This window comes from Nostoc sp. NMS4 (assembly GCF_017115095.1).
Lineage (GTDB): Bacteria > Cyanobacteriota > Cyanobacteriia > Cyanobacteriales > Nostocaceae > Nostoc.
The window spans coordinates 1-15,269 of sequence record NZ_JABXKI010000414.1; the positions used below are offsets into that span (position 1 = coordinate 1).

17 protein-coding genes are annotated in these 15,269 nt (G+C 41.0%); 10 read left to right on the forward strand and 7 right to left on the reverse strand.

From position 1 onward, the window contains the following. Window positions 1-179 precede the first annotated feature (179 nt). Entirely contained in the window at window positions 180-332 is a 153-nt protein-coding gene (locus HWQ37_RS33070; protein ID WP_292755414.1) for a hypothetical protein, read from the reverse strand. A 229-nt stretch (window positions 333-561) separates the two neighbouring features. Here HWQ37_RS33070 and HWQ37_RS33075 point away from each other — a divergent pair, with 229 nt between their 5' ends. From HWQ37_RS33075 to HWQ37_RS33100, 6 genes are all read left to right on the forward strand, one after another. Further along, on the forward strand, window positions 562-1,512 hold the full coding sequence (locus HWQ37_RS33075; protein ID WP_292755416.1) for an ABC transporter ATP-binding protein: 951 nt from the start codon (window positions 562-564) through the stop codon (window positions 1,510-1,512). Between the two features lie 46 nt (window positions 1,513-1,558). Then, window positions 1,559-3,169 (forward strand): ABC transporter permease subunit, encoded by a 1,611-nt coding sequence (locus HWQ37_RS33080; protein WP_292755418.1) that lies wholly within the window; start codon window positions 1,559-1,561, stop codon window positions 3,167-3,169. A 68-nt stretch (window positions 3,170-3,237) separates the two neighbouring features. Continuing rightward, window positions 3,238-3,720 (forward strand): pentapeptide repeat-containing protein, encoded by a 483-nt coding sequence (locus HWQ37_RS33085; protein ID WP_292755419.1) that lies wholly within the window; start codon window positions 3,238-3,240, stop codon window positions 3,718-3,720. 64 nt (window positions 3,721-3,784) lie between these two features. Next, window positions 3,785-4,948 (forward strand): formate-dependent phosphoribosylglycinamide formyltransferase, encoded by a 1,164-nt coding sequence (purT, locus tag HWQ37_RS33090; RefSeq protein ID WP_292755421.1) that lies wholly within the window; start codon window positions 3,785-3,787, stop codon window positions 4,946-4,948. 172 nt (window positions 4,949-5,120) lie between these two features. Continuing rightward, window positions 5,121-5,378: a hypothetical protein gene (locus HWQ37_RS33095; protein WP_292755423.1), complete on the forward strand. Its 258-nt coding sequence runs from the start codon at window positions 5,121-5,123 to the stop codon at window positions 5,376-5,378. Further along, window positions 5,375-5,926 carry a hypothetical protein gene (locus HWQ37_RS33100; protein ID WP_292755425.1) on the forward strand — a complete coding sequence of 184 codons (552 nt, stop codon included), beginning with the start codon at window positions 5,375-5,377 and terminating at the stop codon, window positions 5,924-5,926. The genes HWQ37_RS33095 and HWQ37_RS33100 overlap by 4 nt, the downstream gene beginning before the upstream one ends. 229 nt (window positions 5,927-6,155) lie before the next feature. Here the strand turns inward: HWQ37_RS33100 and HWQ37_RS33105 are convergent, their stop codons facing one another. Together HWQ37_RS33105 and crtH are read right to left on the reverse strand one after the other, a co-directional pair. Beyond that, a complete protein-coding gene (locus tag HWQ37_RS33105; RefSeq protein ID WP_292755510.1) occupies window positions 6,156-7,517 on the reverse strand; it encodes a serine hydrolase in 1,362 nt (453 codons plus the stop codon). Window positions 7,518-7,763: 246 nt separating this feature from the next. Further along, window positions 7,764-9,266, reverse strand: a complete 1,503-nt coding sequence (gene crtH, locus HWQ37_RS33110) for a carotenoid isomerase (protein WP_292755427.1) — start codon at window positions 9,264-9,266, stop codon at window positions 7,764-7,766. A 307-nt stretch (window positions 9,267-9,573) separates the two neighbouring features. On the opposite strand from crtH, the gene upp reads away from it, so the two are divergent. From upp to HWQ37_RS33125, 3 genes are all read left to right on the forward strand, one after another. After that, the gene (gene upp / locus HWQ37_RS33115) at window positions 9,574-10,224 is read left to right on the forward strand and encodes a uracil phosphoribosyltransferase (RefSeq protein ID WP_292755429.1); all 651 of its coding nucleotides are present in this window, start codon (window positions 9,574-9,576) and stop codon (window positions 10,222-10,224) included. A 75-nt stretch (window positions 10,225-10,299) separates the two neighbouring features. After that, window positions 10,300-10,653 carry a ssl2009 family thylakoid membrane protein gene (locus HWQ37_RS33120; RefSeq protein WP_292755512.1) on the forward strand — a complete coding sequence of 118 codons (354 nt, stop codon included), beginning with the start codon at window positions 10,300-10,302 and terminating at the stop codon, window positions 10,651-10,653. A 126-nt stretch (window positions 10,654-10,779) separates the two neighbouring features. After that, window positions 10,780-11,031, forward strand: a complete 252-nt coding sequence (locus HWQ37_RS33125; RefSeq protein WP_292755431.1) for a YggT family protein — start codon at window positions 10,780-10,782, stop codon at window positions 11,029-11,031. A gap of 79 nt (window positions 11,032-11,110) precedes the next feature. On the opposite strand, the gene HWQ37_RS33130 is transcribed toward HWQ37_RS33125, so the two are convergent. Further along, window positions 11,111-11,542 carry a biotin carboxylase gene (locus HWQ37_RS33130; protein WP_292755433.1) on the reverse strand — a complete coding sequence of 144 codons (432 nt, stop codon included), beginning with the start codon at window positions 11,540-11,542 and terminating at the stop codon, window positions 11,111-11,113. 168 nt (window positions 11,543-11,710) lie between these two features. Continuing rightward, entirely contained in the window at window positions 11,711-11,995 is a 285-nt protein-coding gene (locus HWQ37_RS33135; protein ID WP_292755435.1) for a Uma2 family endonuclease, read from the reverse strand. Window positions 11,996-12,225: 230 nt separating this feature from the next. Here HWQ37_RS33135 and HWQ37_RS33140 point away from each other — a divergent pair, with 230 nt between their 5' ends. Continuing rightward, window positions 12,226-12,858, forward strand: a complete 633-nt coding sequence (locus HWQ37_RS33140) for a hypothetical protein (protein ID WP_292755437.1) — start codon at window positions 12,226-12,228, stop codon at window positions 12,856-12,858. Between the two features lie 127 nt (window positions 12,859-12,985). Here HWQ37_RS33140 and HWQ37_RS33145 read toward each other — a convergent pair whose 3' ends face one another. Both HWQ37_RS33145 and HWQ37_RS33150 read right to left on the reverse strand, forming a co-directional pair. Then, complete coding sequence (locus HWQ37_RS33145; RefSeq protein ID WP_292755439.1) at window positions 12,986-14,188, reverse strand: alpha/beta hydrolase; 1,203 nt, start codon at window positions 14,186-14,188, stop codon at window positions 12,986-12,988. Between the two features lie 389 nt (window positions 14,189-14,577). Further along, complete coding sequence (locus HWQ37_RS33150) at window positions 14,578-15,225, reverse strand: Uma2 family endonuclease (RefSeq protein ID WP_292755514.1); 648 nt, start codon at window positions 15,223-15,225, stop codon at window positions 14,578-14,580. Window positions 15,226-15,269 lie beyond the last annotated feature (44 nt).

Sequence of the window (15,269 nt, forward strand, 5' to 3'; positions counted from 1 at the left end):
GTTTTCAAAGTCTTAGATCCCCCCAACCCCCCTTAAAAAGGGGGGCGAAGAGTCTGTTAAAGTCCCCCTTTTTAAGGGGGATTTAGGGGGATCTAAAAAGTTAGGAGGCTAAATAAATAGTTTGAAAACACGCCCTAGTGGTCTATCGCAAAAGTTTTAATAGGTTTGTAGTAAGCACTTTAGTGCTTGAATATTTGAGGACTAAAGCGCTCACTATCACCACACCAGCGTAAATCGTCGAGATACGTTTGCCCCCAGTCTCTACCTCCTTCAATACCATGAGCAATAGTTTGCCCGATAACAGGCATCTTCATAATCGAATCAAAATCCATAATTTTTACACCTGATTAACTGAGAAGACCTAGAGATTTCTAGCTTTAGTATTCCCCGTACTCAAAGTTAAATATTGGTATTATTTAAATCTTTAATGAACTGGTGTAAATAATGCCCATAACTCAAAGCAGCTTTAAACAAAACCAGTTTCAATTTCTGAAACCAGCCTGACAAAAGTTGTAAAAAAAGTTAGGTTAGCTATAAATCACAAGCCGCACCCCAGCAGCGATGGTAAAAGAATTAGCAATTTGCACCCGTGGACTAACTAAGCAATTTGACCGACACGTTGCTGTCAATGATGTTGATTTAGAAATCCAGGCGGGGGAAGTATATGGACTGATTGGGCCCAATGGCGCGGGTAAAACAACTCTCATCCGTATGTTGGCGACTGCTGAGGAACCAACTACGGGTGAGATTTATATTAATGGCGATCGCTTACTCCGTGATAAGAGTAATCCCAAGCTCAAACGTCGTTTAGGCTACTTACCCGATGACTATCCACTGTATGAGGATTTGACAGTCTGGGACTACCTAGATTATTTTGCGCGTTTGTATCGTTTGCGAGAACCACGCCGCACTCAACGTTTACATGAAGTTTTAGAACTAATCCAACTTGGAAATAAACGCAATAGTCAAATTTCTACTCTGTCGCGGGGGATGAAACAGCGCTTAAGTTTAGCGCGAACCATTATCCACGAACCGATTTTACTACTACTAGATGAGCCTGTTTCTGGGCTTGATCCCATTGCTAGAATGCACTTTCGTGAAATCATTAAGGCTTTGCAAGAAGCTGGGATGACTGTAATCATTTCTTCTCACGTCCTCAGTGATTTAGCGGAACTCTGTACTTCTGTAGGAATTATGGAACTTGGCTTTTTGGTAGAAAGTACTTCCCTACAGCAACTTTACCAACGTCTTGCTCATCAGCAAATTGTGTTATCAACTCTGGGGAACTTAGAGACACTTTTGAGCGAACTTAAATGTCATCCTTTGGTACAAGAGTGGGAGGTGATACCAGGAAAAAATAGTGTGCGGGTGAATTTTTCGGGTAAAGATGAAGATAGTGCTGAGTTATTGCGATCGCTAATCAAAGCAGGTATTCCCCTGACTGATTTTCACTGTACGCAAGAAGACTTAGAAAGTATTTTCTTAAAATTAGGTCACAAACAAGCATCTTGATACGTCAATAAATATCACTCCCCATTTTTGGAGATTTTTTCATACTATGCTCAATTTAATAGATAAAATCGGCGATTGGAATCCGCAACTATTGCGGGAACTCAAAGGAAGGCTAAAGTTTTTTAATGTAGCGATCGCAGTTGCGATATCCTTACTACTGCAATGGATAGTTTTTTCGTATCAGTTACAAGAATTTCCCGATGATAACTGGTGGCTGGAGCATTGGGAACATACATTTGTAACGGTGAGTGTAATTTTTATATTTACACTATTGCTTGGAGGAACTTATTTACTAATCAATGATTTAGCCAAAGAAGAAACTCGCGGTACGCTAAATTTTCTCCGTCTTAGTCCCCAATCAGAAACAACTATCTTGACTGGCAAGTTACTAGGAGTTCCGAGTTTAATTTATCTCATCGTCTTAGTAGCAGTTCCCTTACATTTGTGGGCTGGGTTTTCTGCCCAAATTGCCTTTAGTTACATTTTGAGTTTCTACGCAATTCTTGCAGCTAACTGTATTTTCTTCTACAGCGCAGCACTACTATTTGGCTTACTTAGTCGTTGGTTTAGCGGTTTTCAGCCTTGGTTAGGTAGTGGTGCAGTTTTCCTTTCTCTGTTCATCACGATGGTGCTGGCATCCTCTGATAGCAATAGTTTAAATAATGCAACTGTTTGGTTTAGACTATTGAATCCTTGGGATGCCACAAATTATTTATTTCCTAACTTGTTCCATGTATACAATGGTTCTCCCTTAATAAACTGGCAGTTTTTCTATTTACCATTAGGGACAAATGTTATTATTGTTGTTGGCTTCCATTTGCTCAACTTTGGATTGTGCAGCTACGGAATTTGGCAAGCTATTAAGCGCTGCTTCCGTAATCCTCAAGCCTCAATAATCAGCAAGAAGCAAAGTTATTTACTAGTAGCATTTTGCCAGTTGATGATGTGGGGATTTACCCTACAAATTAGTATAAATAATAGTAGATGGGATGAGCAGATTTGGGAAAATCTACTTTTGCTAGCAGTGTACAACTTGGTGTTGATTTTAAGTTTAATTGCCGTTCTTTCCCCTCACCGTCAAGATGTACAAGATTGGGCAAGATATCGACATCAGGGAGTTTCTAACCATAAGAGTATTTGGCAGGATCTAATTTGGGCGGAAAAAAGCCCTGCACTCGTGGCGATCGCGATTAATCTGACAATTGTTACTATCCCCTGGCTAGTTTGGATTTCATTTACATCTGTTTTTGATGCGAATGATGGCCAAACTTGGCTGAGTAACGATCTGGGCAGGTTGAAAGTACTTTTAGCGATCGCTTTGTCTATCAGCTTAATGATGATTTACACTACCATCGCCCAATTCATACTTTTGCTGAAAACTCCTAAGCGTTCTTTCTGGGCAATTGGGACTTTAAGTGGTGCAACATTTTTACCTCCGATGATTTTAGAATTTATCGGTATCTCGTCGTCGAATCATCCTAATGTCTGGTTATTTTCAACTTTTCCTTGGGCAGCTATACAATACTCTGAGGTGACAACAATTTTTATGGCACTCTTAGCTGATTTGAGTGTTTTAGTGTTGCTAAATTTCCAGTTAAGAAAGCGGGTGAGATTAGTCGGTGAATCTGCTACGAAAGCATTATTAGCAGGGCGTTAAATTAGTTAAATTAGATCCCCGACTTCTTAAAGAAGTCGGGGATCTGACATCGTTAAATTTTAAGAATAATGTTAAATACCCCTATTCAAGACTTACGCTATACAGCCATCAATTTTTTAGAAAAAACTCCCCCTCAACGTCTACAAATTCTGAAACAACTGGGCATAGCTCGTTATGAGTTTTTAACTAAAATACGACTAAATGAAGCAAATATTATCTGTATGATGCGGTTTTTTAAATATCCAAGTCAGCTAAAGTTCCCTAATCTTATCGGAGCCGATTTATCTGGTTTAATTTTAGATGGCGTAAACTTCATTCGAGGAAACTTATCAGAAGCAAATCTACAAGGTAGTAGTTTAATCGATGCAGACCTTTTATTTGTAAATTTTACGAAAGCCGACTTGAGAAATGCAAATTTACGCGGTGCAACTCTGAACGAGACTATTTGGTTAGAGACTCTAGTAGATAAGTGTCAGCTTGGTGTCGGTACTGGTTTAAATCATCTACAACGTCAAGATTTAGAGCTACGCGGAGCTATATTTAATTCTTGAGAAGTTGGTAATGAAAACACAAAAAATTATAAGATGATTAAATTGCAATTGACTAGATAAATTAATGAATATTAAGCTACCCAAAAAATTGATGTTGCTGGGTTCAGGAGAACTAGGTAAAGAATTTGCGATCGCTGCTCAACGTCTTGGTAATTATGTGATTGCTGTTGACCGCTACACCAATGCTCCGGCGATGCAGGTTGCTGATGCTTATGAAGTGATTTCTATGCTCAGTGCTGATGATTTAGAAGCTGTAGTGAAAAAACATCAGCCAGATATTATTATACCAGAAATTGAAGCAATTAGAACAGAAAAACTTCTGGAATTTGAACAGCGAGGGATTACAGTTATTCCGACGGCGGCTGCTACTAACTATACAATGAACCGCGACAGAATTCGGGAACTGGCACATCAAGAATTGGGCATTAGAACGGCTAAATATGGTTATGCAGTTACTTTAGAAGAATTAATTAAAATTTCTGATAAAATTGGCTTTCCTAATGTTGTTAAACCTGTGATGTCATCCTCTGGTAAAGGTCAGTCTGTTGTTACCGATAACAATCAGGTTGAGAAGGCTTGGAATTATGCGATCGCTAATTCTAGAGGAGACAGTCAAAAGGTGATTGTAGAAGAATTTATTAACTTTGAAATTGAGATAACTTTACTGACAATTAAACAGTGGAATGCACCGACAATTTTCTGCTCTCCCATTGGTCATCGCCAAGAACGAGGCGATTATCAAGAATCGTGGCAACCCGCAGAAATTGTTGAAGATAAAATATTAAAAGCTCAAGAAATAGCGATAAAAGTCACTGATGCTTTAGGAGGAGCCGGGATTTTTGGTGTTGAATTTTTCATTACCAAAGATGAAGTGATTTTTTCTGAGCTTTCTCCCAGACCGCACGATACGGGAATGGTGACATTAATCTCACAAAATCTCAATGAATTTGAATTACATTTACGGGCTATTTTAAACTTGCCAATTCCTCATATACAACAGTTAGGAGCTTCAGCAAGTGCGGTAATTTTAGCTTACGAAAAATCTGATTCTATTACTTTTAGTGGTGTAGCTGATGCTTTGTCAGAAAAAGATGTAGATATTAAATTATTTGGTAAACCTAATGCTCATCCATATCGGCGAATGGGCGTAGCTTTGGCGAAAGGTATGAATGTCAAAGAGGCTAGGGAAAAGGCTACTAAAGCCGCAAGTAAAATCACAATTAGTTGAGAGGTTTTATTACAAATAGTCGCCAAAACTTGATATAAATCCCTTCTGCCCTCTGCCCTCTGCCTTTCTTCGATAAAGGCTCGTGGCTGATGAAAAATTTTAAGGGCAAGTGGTTAGACGTGAGTTGGTTTTGGGTTTTCTAGGTATAGTCCTATTCCAATCGTGAAATTTTATGACGAATCAGGAAAAGCCTGAGCTTGACGAAAAGACCTCCAAAAATCAAGTCAGTCCCTTTGTGTCCCTATTGGTGATAATTTCAGCTATATTCATAATTTTTGCTTTGCTCAATGATGCGATCAATACACCTTTGGTTCGGTCGTTTGATGATGCTGCTAGACGAGCTAAAATCGATGCTTGCGAAAGTCATCGTGCCTTTGCTGAAAATAAATCACCAGATGATGACTGTTCAAAGCTTGGGGATGACCAATGAAAAGCAACGCACCTTTTTTGACACCTAATCCTCAAGAATTTAAATTACGCATTGTTTGGAGTATTGATTCAGTCACTAAAATGGTGGCTGAGTTTTCAAACTGTAAATGGCTTCCCCGAATTGGTGAAACTCTCGTTTTGCCAATAGATGAGACGCACAAACCTGATTATTGGCGCAAGTTCAAGGTATTTGATGTTGTCTATGATTTCCAGAATCAGACTACTAGGGTTTTGTGCAGCCTTGTGAAGTCATCGATTCCGCCAGATGCAAAAACACTAATCCAGGAACTCGAAAAACCCAAAGATAGATGGGATGTCTGGGAACAAGCGATGCAGACAACACCTGTATCCAAGCCAATAGAAATAGAAAATGATTTTGGGCTTGAATATCAACTTTCTCAGATCGACACTGAGGAAGATGTAGATGAGTGCTTGCGGGTGCTGAGAGCAGAGCTTTTGAATCCAACATCAGTACCTAAGCCTGTAAAAAATGAAAAATACGTAGATGAGGATCTAGAGTCTCTCAGGAAAAACCTAGACGAATTGTGAGTCACTCTAGCGTTGTCTGATTTGTAGTAACGCTAGGGCGAAATATTCAGTTTTCAAGGTTCTGTTACCCAAGGCAGAGGAAACGATGCCTGAAGACATCTCACAGGGCATTTATGCCGTAAATGGCTAATGATAAATCCCTTCTGCCTTCTGCCCTCTGCCCTCTGCCTTTCTTCGGTAAACGTTTTCACCTTAAGTTGATACGTATGACTAACCCAATTGAGAACTGCTATTTTGTAGCACTGTTAGACGAACCAATCGCAGCGACTGGATTTGTCTGATTCAGGTAATCGTAAACAAGGTGGGAAACTTGACGAATAAAGTCTCTCCCTCTGCTGTCCTTATAGGGGCGGGTGACGAAGATAGCCGCCAAGTAGCGCTTACCATTGGGCATAGTAACAAATCCCGCATCGCCGATGAGAAAGCCGATATCTCCGGTTTTGTTGGCGATGACAGCACCTTTACCCAAACCGGCGGGTAACAGTGTATGAATTGTGGTGTGGCGCAGAATATCTAAGGCTTGTTCTCGACTCTGTAAAGAAACTAGCTTGTTGTTCACAACTAAAGCCAGCACCCGCGCCATATCTTGAGAACTTGTGGTGTTGGTTCCTCTCAAGTCAGCTAAAAGATGGCGAATTACTGTGTCTTTCAGTCCCCAACTACGGAAACGCTGATTTAGTTTCGCCGCTCCACCTAAGCGATCGATAATCATGTTAGTGGCAGTATTATCACTAATGGTAATCATCTTAGTGATGGTTTCCAAGGCTGTGTATTTCTTCCCAACTCGTTCATACTGCATACTTCCAGAACCATTGGTAACTAAGTCACGCCGCATAGTCAGGTTTTCCTGAAGGGTGACTTTACCAGCATCTAAATCCTGGAAAAAGGCGATGAGAATTGGTAGTTTGATTGTACTAGCTGCGGGGAAAACGCGATCGCCTCCAATATCCAAATAATCCCCAGTATCCAAATCCAGAAAAAACATTCCTGTTTTCAGAAAGCTGTAGCGACTCATCAAGGCTTTAATTTGAGGTTCCAGCGCTTTCATCGGTGAATGCATCGGAACGACACCAGCGAACAGAGTGCTATTATCTATGACTGCTGGAGAAAGACTCGGAGTGATTTCTAAATATTTCGGCTGGGTTGCAGCCAATGGTACTGGTTTGGGTAACTGTACAGACCAATGATTACGGGATTCCTCTTGCAGTTGCACTTGTGCTAAATCAAAGGTGTAACCAGGCGCTAAAGTAACTACCATGCGGGTAGTCTCTGCATTAAACTGCTCGATACGAATGTCTTTAATTACTAACCCCACTCTTTGACTAGTCTGTGGATATCCTAGTCTAACTCCAGGTAAATCAATTACTAGACGAGTTGGGTTGGTAAGTAGTTGTACCTTCGGTTGAACATTCTCATCTGTGGTGAAGTCCAGATGATTGCGATTACTATCAAAATGCCAATTTGCGATGGCTACGCCCGCCGCAGGCATCGCAGCATTAGCTTTGACAGTGGAGCCAAACAGGAGCAAGCTTAAGAAACTGGGTAGAAGCCAGCTAAATTTTACAATGTTTTCTTTGTGTGTGAGTAGCATCAGCGATCGCTTTGTGTGTGAGGAAGGTTCTTGAACGAACAAAAGCCGCCCACCATTAAAGCACAAATATAAAAAGTTTTGTAAATTAATGCCCAGCGATTATCTTAAAGCAATATGGTTCAGTATTGGATTATAAAGGTTACTATCATCGGCATCAATCAAACAAATCTGGCACAGATGCAGAAAATATTAGAGGAAATTGAGACAGTACGTAAAACTTAGGTAAACATAGATTTAGTTATCTTTTTACAATCCTAAATCTACGGCAATGCGATGGGCGCAAGCAAACCCAGAAAAAGCGACTGCATTCAAACCTTGACCCGGAAAAGTACTATCCCCTACACAATAAAGTCCTGAAATAGCTGTGCGATTAAAGGGCATATTCAATAATCCCCACAACTTACGCCGGGGAATTGGCCCATAAGTGCCATCTTCACGACCCAAAAAGCGGCGATGGGTGCGCGGTGTCCCCACTTCTAAATAATCCAATCCGGCATCTAAACCGGGAAAAATTTTCTCTAGGCGGTCAATAATTCGCCAAGCCGCCTCTTCTTTCTTCGCTTCGTACTCACTCGGAGAAAGTTCTTGCCAATCATCAATCCAGTGAGGTGTGAAGGCATGAATGATGTGATATCCATTTGGTGCTAAATCTGGGTCAAGCAATGTGGGAATCGAAACAAAAACTGTGCCTTCTGCTGCTGTCATCTTTTCCCAATCTTCCAGCAAAATATGGTGGCACTCTGTCCCCGCAGGTAAAACTGACTCCCTTACCCCTATATGCAAACTCAAGAAGCTGGGAGATTTTTGATAATTTTGTTGCCATTTTTTCTCATTATGTGGCATTTCTGTTGCTGGTAGCAATTGTTCAAATGTATCCCAGCGTGTAGCATTAGAAACTATGCGTTTAGCCTGATATACTTTACCATTAGCGAGTTGTACACCTACCGCTTTTCCCTGTTCTGTGAGAATTTTCGTCACCCTGGCTTGGTACTGAATCCTACCTTCAGCCTTCTCTAGACCTTCCACGAGTTTTTGAGCAATTTGTCCTACTCCACCTTTAGGATAGTTGACTCCGCCATAATGCCTGTCAGAAAAGACCATTCCAGCATTAATCATTGGTGTCATATCTGATGGAACCACCGACCAGCAATAACATTCCATATCGATAAATTTCAATAATTGCGGGTCTTTGATGTAACGCCGCGCCACATCTCCGGCATTTTGGGGTAGATATTTGGCTAAACCGAGACACGCCAAAGGATGTTGGAAAAATACCCGCAGTAAATATCGAGGTTCTTCCAGTGAGAGCAAATCCATGCTGTTGAGACACTTGAATACTTTTTGGCATTCGTCATAAAAGCGACGAATCCCTTGTTCTTCATGGCGAAAATGAGCAGTAAGATTTTGCAAAAATTTTTCATAAATCCGGTCAACCTTTAGGTCTAAACCTTGGGGTAGGTGATAGTGAATTTGCACTGGATCTGCGATCGCTTCTTGGCTGACATTTACACTTGATAATGCACGGGTGAGTAAGTTTGTAGTACCGTTCTGTCCCAGCCCAAAAATCATTGACGCGCCAACATCAAATCGATAACCTTGGCGTTCAAAATAACCAGCGCTACCACCTGGAATCAAATAACGTTCCAGTACCAACACTTTCGCTCCCTTCGCCGCTAACTGAGTCGCTGTTACTAATCCGCCAATCCCAGACCCAATTACGATTGCGTCAATATCTTGCATTTTAGTCATTAGTCACTTGTACTGAGCGAAGCCGAAGTATTAGTCATTAGTTATTCTCCCCCATGCCAATCCCCAATGACCAATCAAAAAAAAGAGGGACGAACCTGCTACTGCTGGTTAATCCCGTCTGCCGATCCTTAAAAGAGAGGAGAACACTGTATAAGAATATAGCCTTAATTAAGAATTAATGTCAACTACTAATAAAAAACTTTATCAATAAGATTGAGATTGCTAATTTTAAGCTGTCAGCCGGATGCAGGAAAGAGTATTATGGTGTTTCAGTTCTTATACAATAAAAAGGCGCCTATTTCTGGCTATGACGCTACAATTGCGCGTTTACGTTCCACCCCATCCTCTAATAAAGCACTGGCTAGCAGTTGCCCGTGATGCAAGCACGCCTTCAGTATTGTTCCGCAGTGCCATGACTGAGTTGGGAAGATGGCTGACTTATGAAGCTGCACGAGACTGGTTGCCGACTCAAGAAATAGCAGTACAGAGTCCCTTAGATACCTGTCCAGCAACGGTAATTGATCCGCAAGTGCCTATGGCAGTAGTGCCGATTCTGCGGGCTGGGCTAGGATTACTAGAGGGAGCGCAGACTTTATTACCTTTAGCATCGATTTACCACCTGGGCTTGGCACGAGACGAAGAGACACTGCAACCTCATTGTTATCTGAACAAGTTACCAGAAAAATTTGACCCCCAAACACGAGTATTAGTTACCGATCCAATGTTGGCAACCGGAGGGTCAATCATGGCAGCAATGGCAGAATTGACACAACGGGGTGCTGACCCAGCCCTGACGCGGATTGTTTGTGTAGTAGCAGCTCCACCAGCTTTACAAAAATTGAGTGAAGCTTATCCAGGTTTAATAATTTACACCGCTACTATTGATGAAAAATTGAACAACAAGGGATATATTGTACCGGGATTGGGAGATGCGGGCGATCGCATCTTTGGGACTTAAGCTAGTATGCAGCTAGGGCAGGAAAATAGCATAACTACTGTAAAAGTTGCAAGGTTTGTTGAAGGCGGTAAAGATATGAGTCAGCGAGATGGTTTTGGCAGTGGTTTTATAGCAGGGGCATTTGTTGGTGGCGTATTTGGCGGTGTTATCGGGGCCCTAATTGCTTCTCGACGCGATCCTCAATTGCTAGTAGAAGAGGAAACAGAGCTGACAGATAGCCAAGCTGAAGCGAAAAAAATAGCAGCAAAGCGTCGTCAGATGAAAGCCTCAGAAAGTGAAAGCATTGCCATAGAAACGGCCAGGCGATCGCTAGAAGATAAAATTGCCCAGCTAAATGCCACAATTGATGAAGTGCAGAAGCAACTAGGGAATGTTAATAGCGGTTCACCCCAACCAAGTAATGACCGCTCTCTCACTAAAGACTCCTGAGTTTGTTCAGGCGTGGTGAAAGTGTCAAGTGTGATAAATGTGTAATCTGCAAACACCATGACATGGACTAAATTAAAATTAAAAGATAAGACCGCGTTTGACACTTATTAGGAAACCAAAAAATCCATGTACCTTCTGATCAACACCCTGGCTTCTTTCATCCAGATTTATACTGTTTTGCTAATTATTCGGGTTGTATTGACCTGGTTCCCAACAATCAACTGGTACAACCAACCATTTACGACTTTGAGCCAGATCACCGATCCTTATCTAAATCTGTTCCGCTCCATCATTCCGCCTTTGGGCGGTATCGATTTTTCTGCAATGTTAGCTATTATACTGCTTCAAATAGTCGGTGGTGGACTGCAATCCATCTGATACACATAGCTTGCTATAGATCCCGACACATAATCTTTGGATAAAGTGCGGGATTTATAGCAGGAAAAGTTAAAATTTATTACCTACGCACTTGGCCGCTAAACCCGGCAGCCTTAAACTGCTTCAGCTGCAACGGAGTCGGCTGATTAGCAGGTACAGAAATTCTCAATTCAAAATCGCTAATTCCTGGTGGCACCTCGGTAATAGAACCTAAGCGAGTGCGGTTTTGCATCACCGAGTCATTATTGGCATCATAGATACGTCCAAAAATATCTGCGTCATAGACTGTTTTATTAGTGCCATTTTCTGCTTTGCCAATGACAATAAAACAATTAGCAGCCGCGCTACCACTACTGATAACAGCCCCTTGTGCTAGTTCTGCTGGACAATCTTTATAAGAGACATCAAATAGTTTAATCTGTGTCAGGGCTACAGCTGGGGGAATAATCACCCACGATAGAAAGGTGACGAGACAAGAAATAAAAACGACCGTGAGTGAGCGCAACCGCATAAAAGACCCCGTGACTTAATTCAATAATTATTTAACTTATAACTTCAGCTTACAACATACCCTTACTCGCTTTTCTCTACTTCCCTGATTGATTCGCCACTGCAAATACCTGCTCCACGATCAATTCCCAATTGGGTACTATATCTGATGCAATAGTCGCCGTACCCTTCAAGACTGTATCTTCATACTGTCCACCACCAGATCGGGTAGACGACAGGTTGCTCGTCGCCCACTGACTTCAACTTCAATGTCCTTGTAAGCCAGCAACGTAATAGGAAAACGCTTTGCCAACTCGAACAGCAGAAATTTGGCAATATCACAATTTTCCTGGCTTTCGGTTGGGATCTCTACTAGTTCTCCATCAACTAATTCATATCGGGTATCAGTGCGATCGTCATAGGCCAGAAATTCCTCAAAAGTCAGGAGTTTTGTGGGATGCTGAGTTTGAGTCATGGCAATTTTCCTAACTAAGTGATAAGTAAGTCAACATTAGAAAATATCAAATTGATACCAAGAACTCAGAAGACAAGAGACAAAATCAAGTTTTTCTCCTGACTTCTGACTTCCCTGAATATTAAGCGTCTTAAGTTTAATTATCTCCAGATTTAACTACAGCGTGATTGGAGACTTTAATTTAACATTTGTAATAATTAGGAGAATAACCCCTCAATTGCTATGAACTTATGACTCCAGATGAGATCGAAACAGCTATGCTTGCAGCCTTTAATAGTTGTGATGCCGCAAGCTGTCCTCTCACTGACACGCAGAAACAGATATTACTGCAAATGGTCGAGCAAATTCAGGGAAATTCTACCTCTGGGATGTCAAATATTGCTAATCCCTTAGACGAACTTACTCCAGAGGAGTTAGAAGTATTTTTACAGTTTGTTAAGGATGAAGAACAACGCGCTCGCATTTGGAAAGTACAATTACTCAACGACTGGTTGCTAGAAAACGACTCTGGAACAGTACAATTTATTCGCCAACGGTATGGTTTACAGTGGCTAAATCGGGTTGAGTCATATCATTTTGATAAGTACTCTTATTTTGAAGACGCACTAAAGTTAAGAGTAGGCGATCGCATTGAAGTTTCCAATGCACTATGGGAATGGGTGCAACAGGATGGGCCTTGTAAGCGAGAATGGTTTCCTTGTATGGTGATTAAGGTCGAGGAAATTAGCGATGTCTACGACGGGCGTAGATGCAGCAATGATTCCTCTACTAATTGCGTCGTCCGCTTCTTCAACGGCGCTGAGTATGAAATTCAAGGAATGTATGAATGGAATCGCTATAACTGGCGCTGGCCTCAGAAGTAGTGCTGAGTCAGGAGTGCTGAGTGAGGAATGCTGAGTAAACCTCGTTGAGTCTTTCAACTCCGTTAATGAGGCTTTGAACTCTATTAATGAATATTTATGCTCTGACTGCTGCTGTATGTTAATAAAATCATTGCTTGAACAACACCCAAGCCAAAAACCTCTCAGTGTGATACAACGCTAATTGATTGCTCACACCATTGAAAACAGCATCAAAAGCGTGTTCTGCCCAAGGAATTTCTAGAAAAACCGCAGTGTTACCAGAGTTATGTAAACGCTCATACATCTGTCTACCATATTTCGCTTCCACTAAATGGTCACGACTACCGTAAATTAATAAAGTTGGCGGTAAAGGGTGCGTTAGGTAATTTATCGGTGAAGCAATTTCATACCGATTAGGCAATTCTTCTAAAGAACCACCAAGAAATGCTTTTAAAACAGCGCGAGAATTTATCGGATCGGGATTTGGTGGTGTTTTGTATCCTTGAGTTAAATTAACAGGCCCGTAATAGTTCACCACGGCACGAATCGGTGGTGCATCGGGTTGATAAGCCGCTAACATTGCTAGATGCGCTCCCGCAGAACGTCCTAAAAGTACCATACGTTCTGAATCCGCTTCATATTCAGCTGCATGTTTGCGAATAAAATTCAGGGCTGTACGCACATCATCTAACTGAGATGGAAACTGATATTGGGGTGCGTGTCGATAGGCGATCGCAAATACCGTATATCCATGATTGGCAATATATTGATTAAACTCAGAATTGGCATGAGTATTGCCATATTGCCAAGCTCCACCATAAATTACTACCACTGCTGGATATTTCCCGATCTCTGGGGGTTGGTAAACTTCCATTTTTAAAGGCACTCCCCCAGGAGACGCAAAGAGAATATCTTTTTGATGACGTGTTTTACCTAATGCAATACCCCGAAAGAAATTAACTAAGTTAAAAGGATGGCTTTGCATTTTAGCACTTACTTGGATTGGAATTTGCTCTAGATAATTCGCTCCCAACCCTTGTTTCATTGCTCTATCCATCTGCATTTGAGTTAGTGGGATATTCACTAGTACCCATCCACAAATTAACAATCCGATTAAACTGAAAATGTAAACTAAACCCTGTAAATTACGGCGACGGATATAGAATAAAGACAGCAAAAAAAAGCTAAAATTTAATAAGAATAACCAAGGACTGACTTCTGGCGCTCCTACTGCTAGCGTCAGCAAAAACATATTTGGAGCAGGAAGAATAATCCAAGCACTAAGAAATAGACTTGCAAAACTGAGTAATAATGCCAGCCATGATAAAAATATTTTGGGTTTAACAAACATAGATTAAAATGCGATAGTAATGATTTAAAAGAAGTACAATGTATCCGCTAATGCTAAGGTTGGCAATAGTTATACAGCATAATTCAGGAGTCAGAATTCAGGAGTCAGAAGTGTGATTATTGGTCTTTCAATACGCGATAAATCACGTCTCTACCTCTTGATTTTGGGTTTATATTAACTATATTTCTTTATACCTAGTGGTCTGTCCAATTTATTTTGAGGGGCTTGAGAAACGAACCGCAAAGGACGCAAAGAGCGCAAAGAAAGAAAAGTTAAGAATGAGTTCACATATCATATTTAATGGGACAGACCACTAGTTGGAAAATTAGCTTGTGTGCTTCACTAACTTGAAATCTGCTGTATGTTGTGAATTCTGGTGACAGCATAAGTTATTGCTGTTGCATTTGTCTTTTTATCCAAAGGCGAAAAGCTTTGAGCGTTGCATTTCTACCTGCTGTTGCACTTTGCTCCAGATATTGGGGAATTGCTTCAATTAGTGAGAATAGAGGAAAATTTAGGCTTTGTTGAGATTCTACATAATGTCCGTCTTGCAAAACATTAATTTTGAGCTTTCCTCGAACACAACGCCAAAGCTCAGGCACTTTTAGGGCTTCATAAATATTAGGATGAGTCCGAGAAGTAATATCAACTTCTAGAGCTAAATCTGGAGGAGGATCTACTGCTAAATCTAGCCGCTTCTTACCGCGAATCTTAGATTCATTTTTTATATAGAAACATTGATCTGGTTCTATACCTTGAGCGATTGCTTGGTTTTTGAAAGTGGTAGAACCAAGGCATCTAAACTCAATGTCTAATTCTTCTAGAAGTGCTTTGACTAAATCACTAATAATTTCTTTATCATATTCATGTTCTGGCAGTGGTGCCATAATCTCCAGTATTCCCCTGTCATAAGCAATTCGTGCTGCCCGGTGTTCCCCTAAATCTTCTAGAATTGTTTCCAATTCTTGCCAGGTTACATCTCGCAGTAGCACTCTTTGTCCTGGTGGAACATGGATGCGCTTTAATTCCAACAACATCATCTCCACTCCCAGTAGTTGAAACCTAAATTTAGCTTACTCTA

Bases quoted from the DNA above. Each gene is read 5' to 3' on its own strand.
- HWQ37_RS33070 (WP_292755414.1), bottom strand. From the start codon at position 332: ATGGATTTTGATTCGATTATGAAGATGCCTGTTATCGGGCAAACTATT.
- HWQ37_RS33075 (WP_292755416.1), top strand. From the start codon at position 562: ATGGTAAAAGAATTAGCAATTTGCACCCGTGGACTAACTAAGCAATTT.
- HWQ37_RS33080 (WP_292755418.1), top strand. From the start codon at position 1,559: ATGCTCAATTTAATAGATAAAATCGGCGATTGGAATCCGCAACTATTG.
- HWQ37_RS33085 (WP_292755419.1), top strand. From the start codon at position 3,238: ATGTTAAATACCCCTATTCAAGACTTACGCTATACAGCCATCAATTTT.
- purT (WP_292755421.1), top strand. From the start codon at position 3,785: ATGAATATTAAGCTACCCAAAAAATTGATGTTGCTGGGTTCAGGAGAA.
- HWQ37_RS33095 (WP_292755423.1), top strand. From the start codon at position 5,121: ATGACGAATCAGGAAAAGCCTGAGCTTGACGAAAAGACCTCCAAAAAT.
- HWQ37_RS33100 (WP_292755425.1), top strand. From the start codon at position 5,375: ATGAAAAGCAACGCACCTTTTTTGACACCTAATCCTCAAGAATTTAAA.
- HWQ37_RS33105 (WP_292755510.1), bottom strand. From the start codon at position 7,517: ATGCTACTCACACACAAAGAAAACATTGTAAAATTTAGCTGGCTTCTA.
- crtH (WP_292755427.1), bottom strand. From the start codon at position 9,266: ATGACTAAAATGCAAGATATTGACGCAATCGTAATTGGGTCTGGGATT.
- upp (WP_292755429.1), top strand. From the start codon at position 9,574: ATGACGCTACAATTGCGCGTTTACGTTCCACCCCATCCTCTAATAAAG.
- HWQ37_RS33120 (WP_292755512.1), top strand. From the start codon at position 10,300: ATGAGTCAGCGAGATGGTTTTGGCAGTGGTTTTATAGCAGGGGCATTT.
- HWQ37_RS33125 (WP_292755431.1), top strand. From the start codon at position 10,780: ATGTACCTTCTGATCAACACCCTGGCTTCTTTCATCCAGATTTATACT.
- HWQ37_RS33130 (WP_292755433.1), bottom strand. From the start codon at position 11,542: ATGCGGTTGCGCTCACTCACGGTCGTTTTTATTTCTTGTCTCGTCACC.
- HWQ37_RS33135 (WP_292755435.1), bottom strand. From the start codon at position 11,995: ATGACTCAAACTCAGCATCCCACAAAACTCCTGACTTTTGAGGAATTT.
- HWQ37_RS33140 (WP_292755437.1), top strand. From the start codon at position 12,226: ATGACTCCAGATGAGATCGAAACAGCTATGCTTGCAGCCTTTAATAGT.
- HWQ37_RS33145 (WP_292755439.1), bottom strand. From the start codon at position 14,188: ATGTTTGTTAAACCCAAAATATTTTTATCATGGCTGGCATTATTACTC.
- HWQ37_RS33150 (WP_292755514.1), bottom strand. From the start codon at position 15,225: ATGTTGTTGGAATTAAAGCGCATCCATGTTCCACCAGGACAAAGAGTG.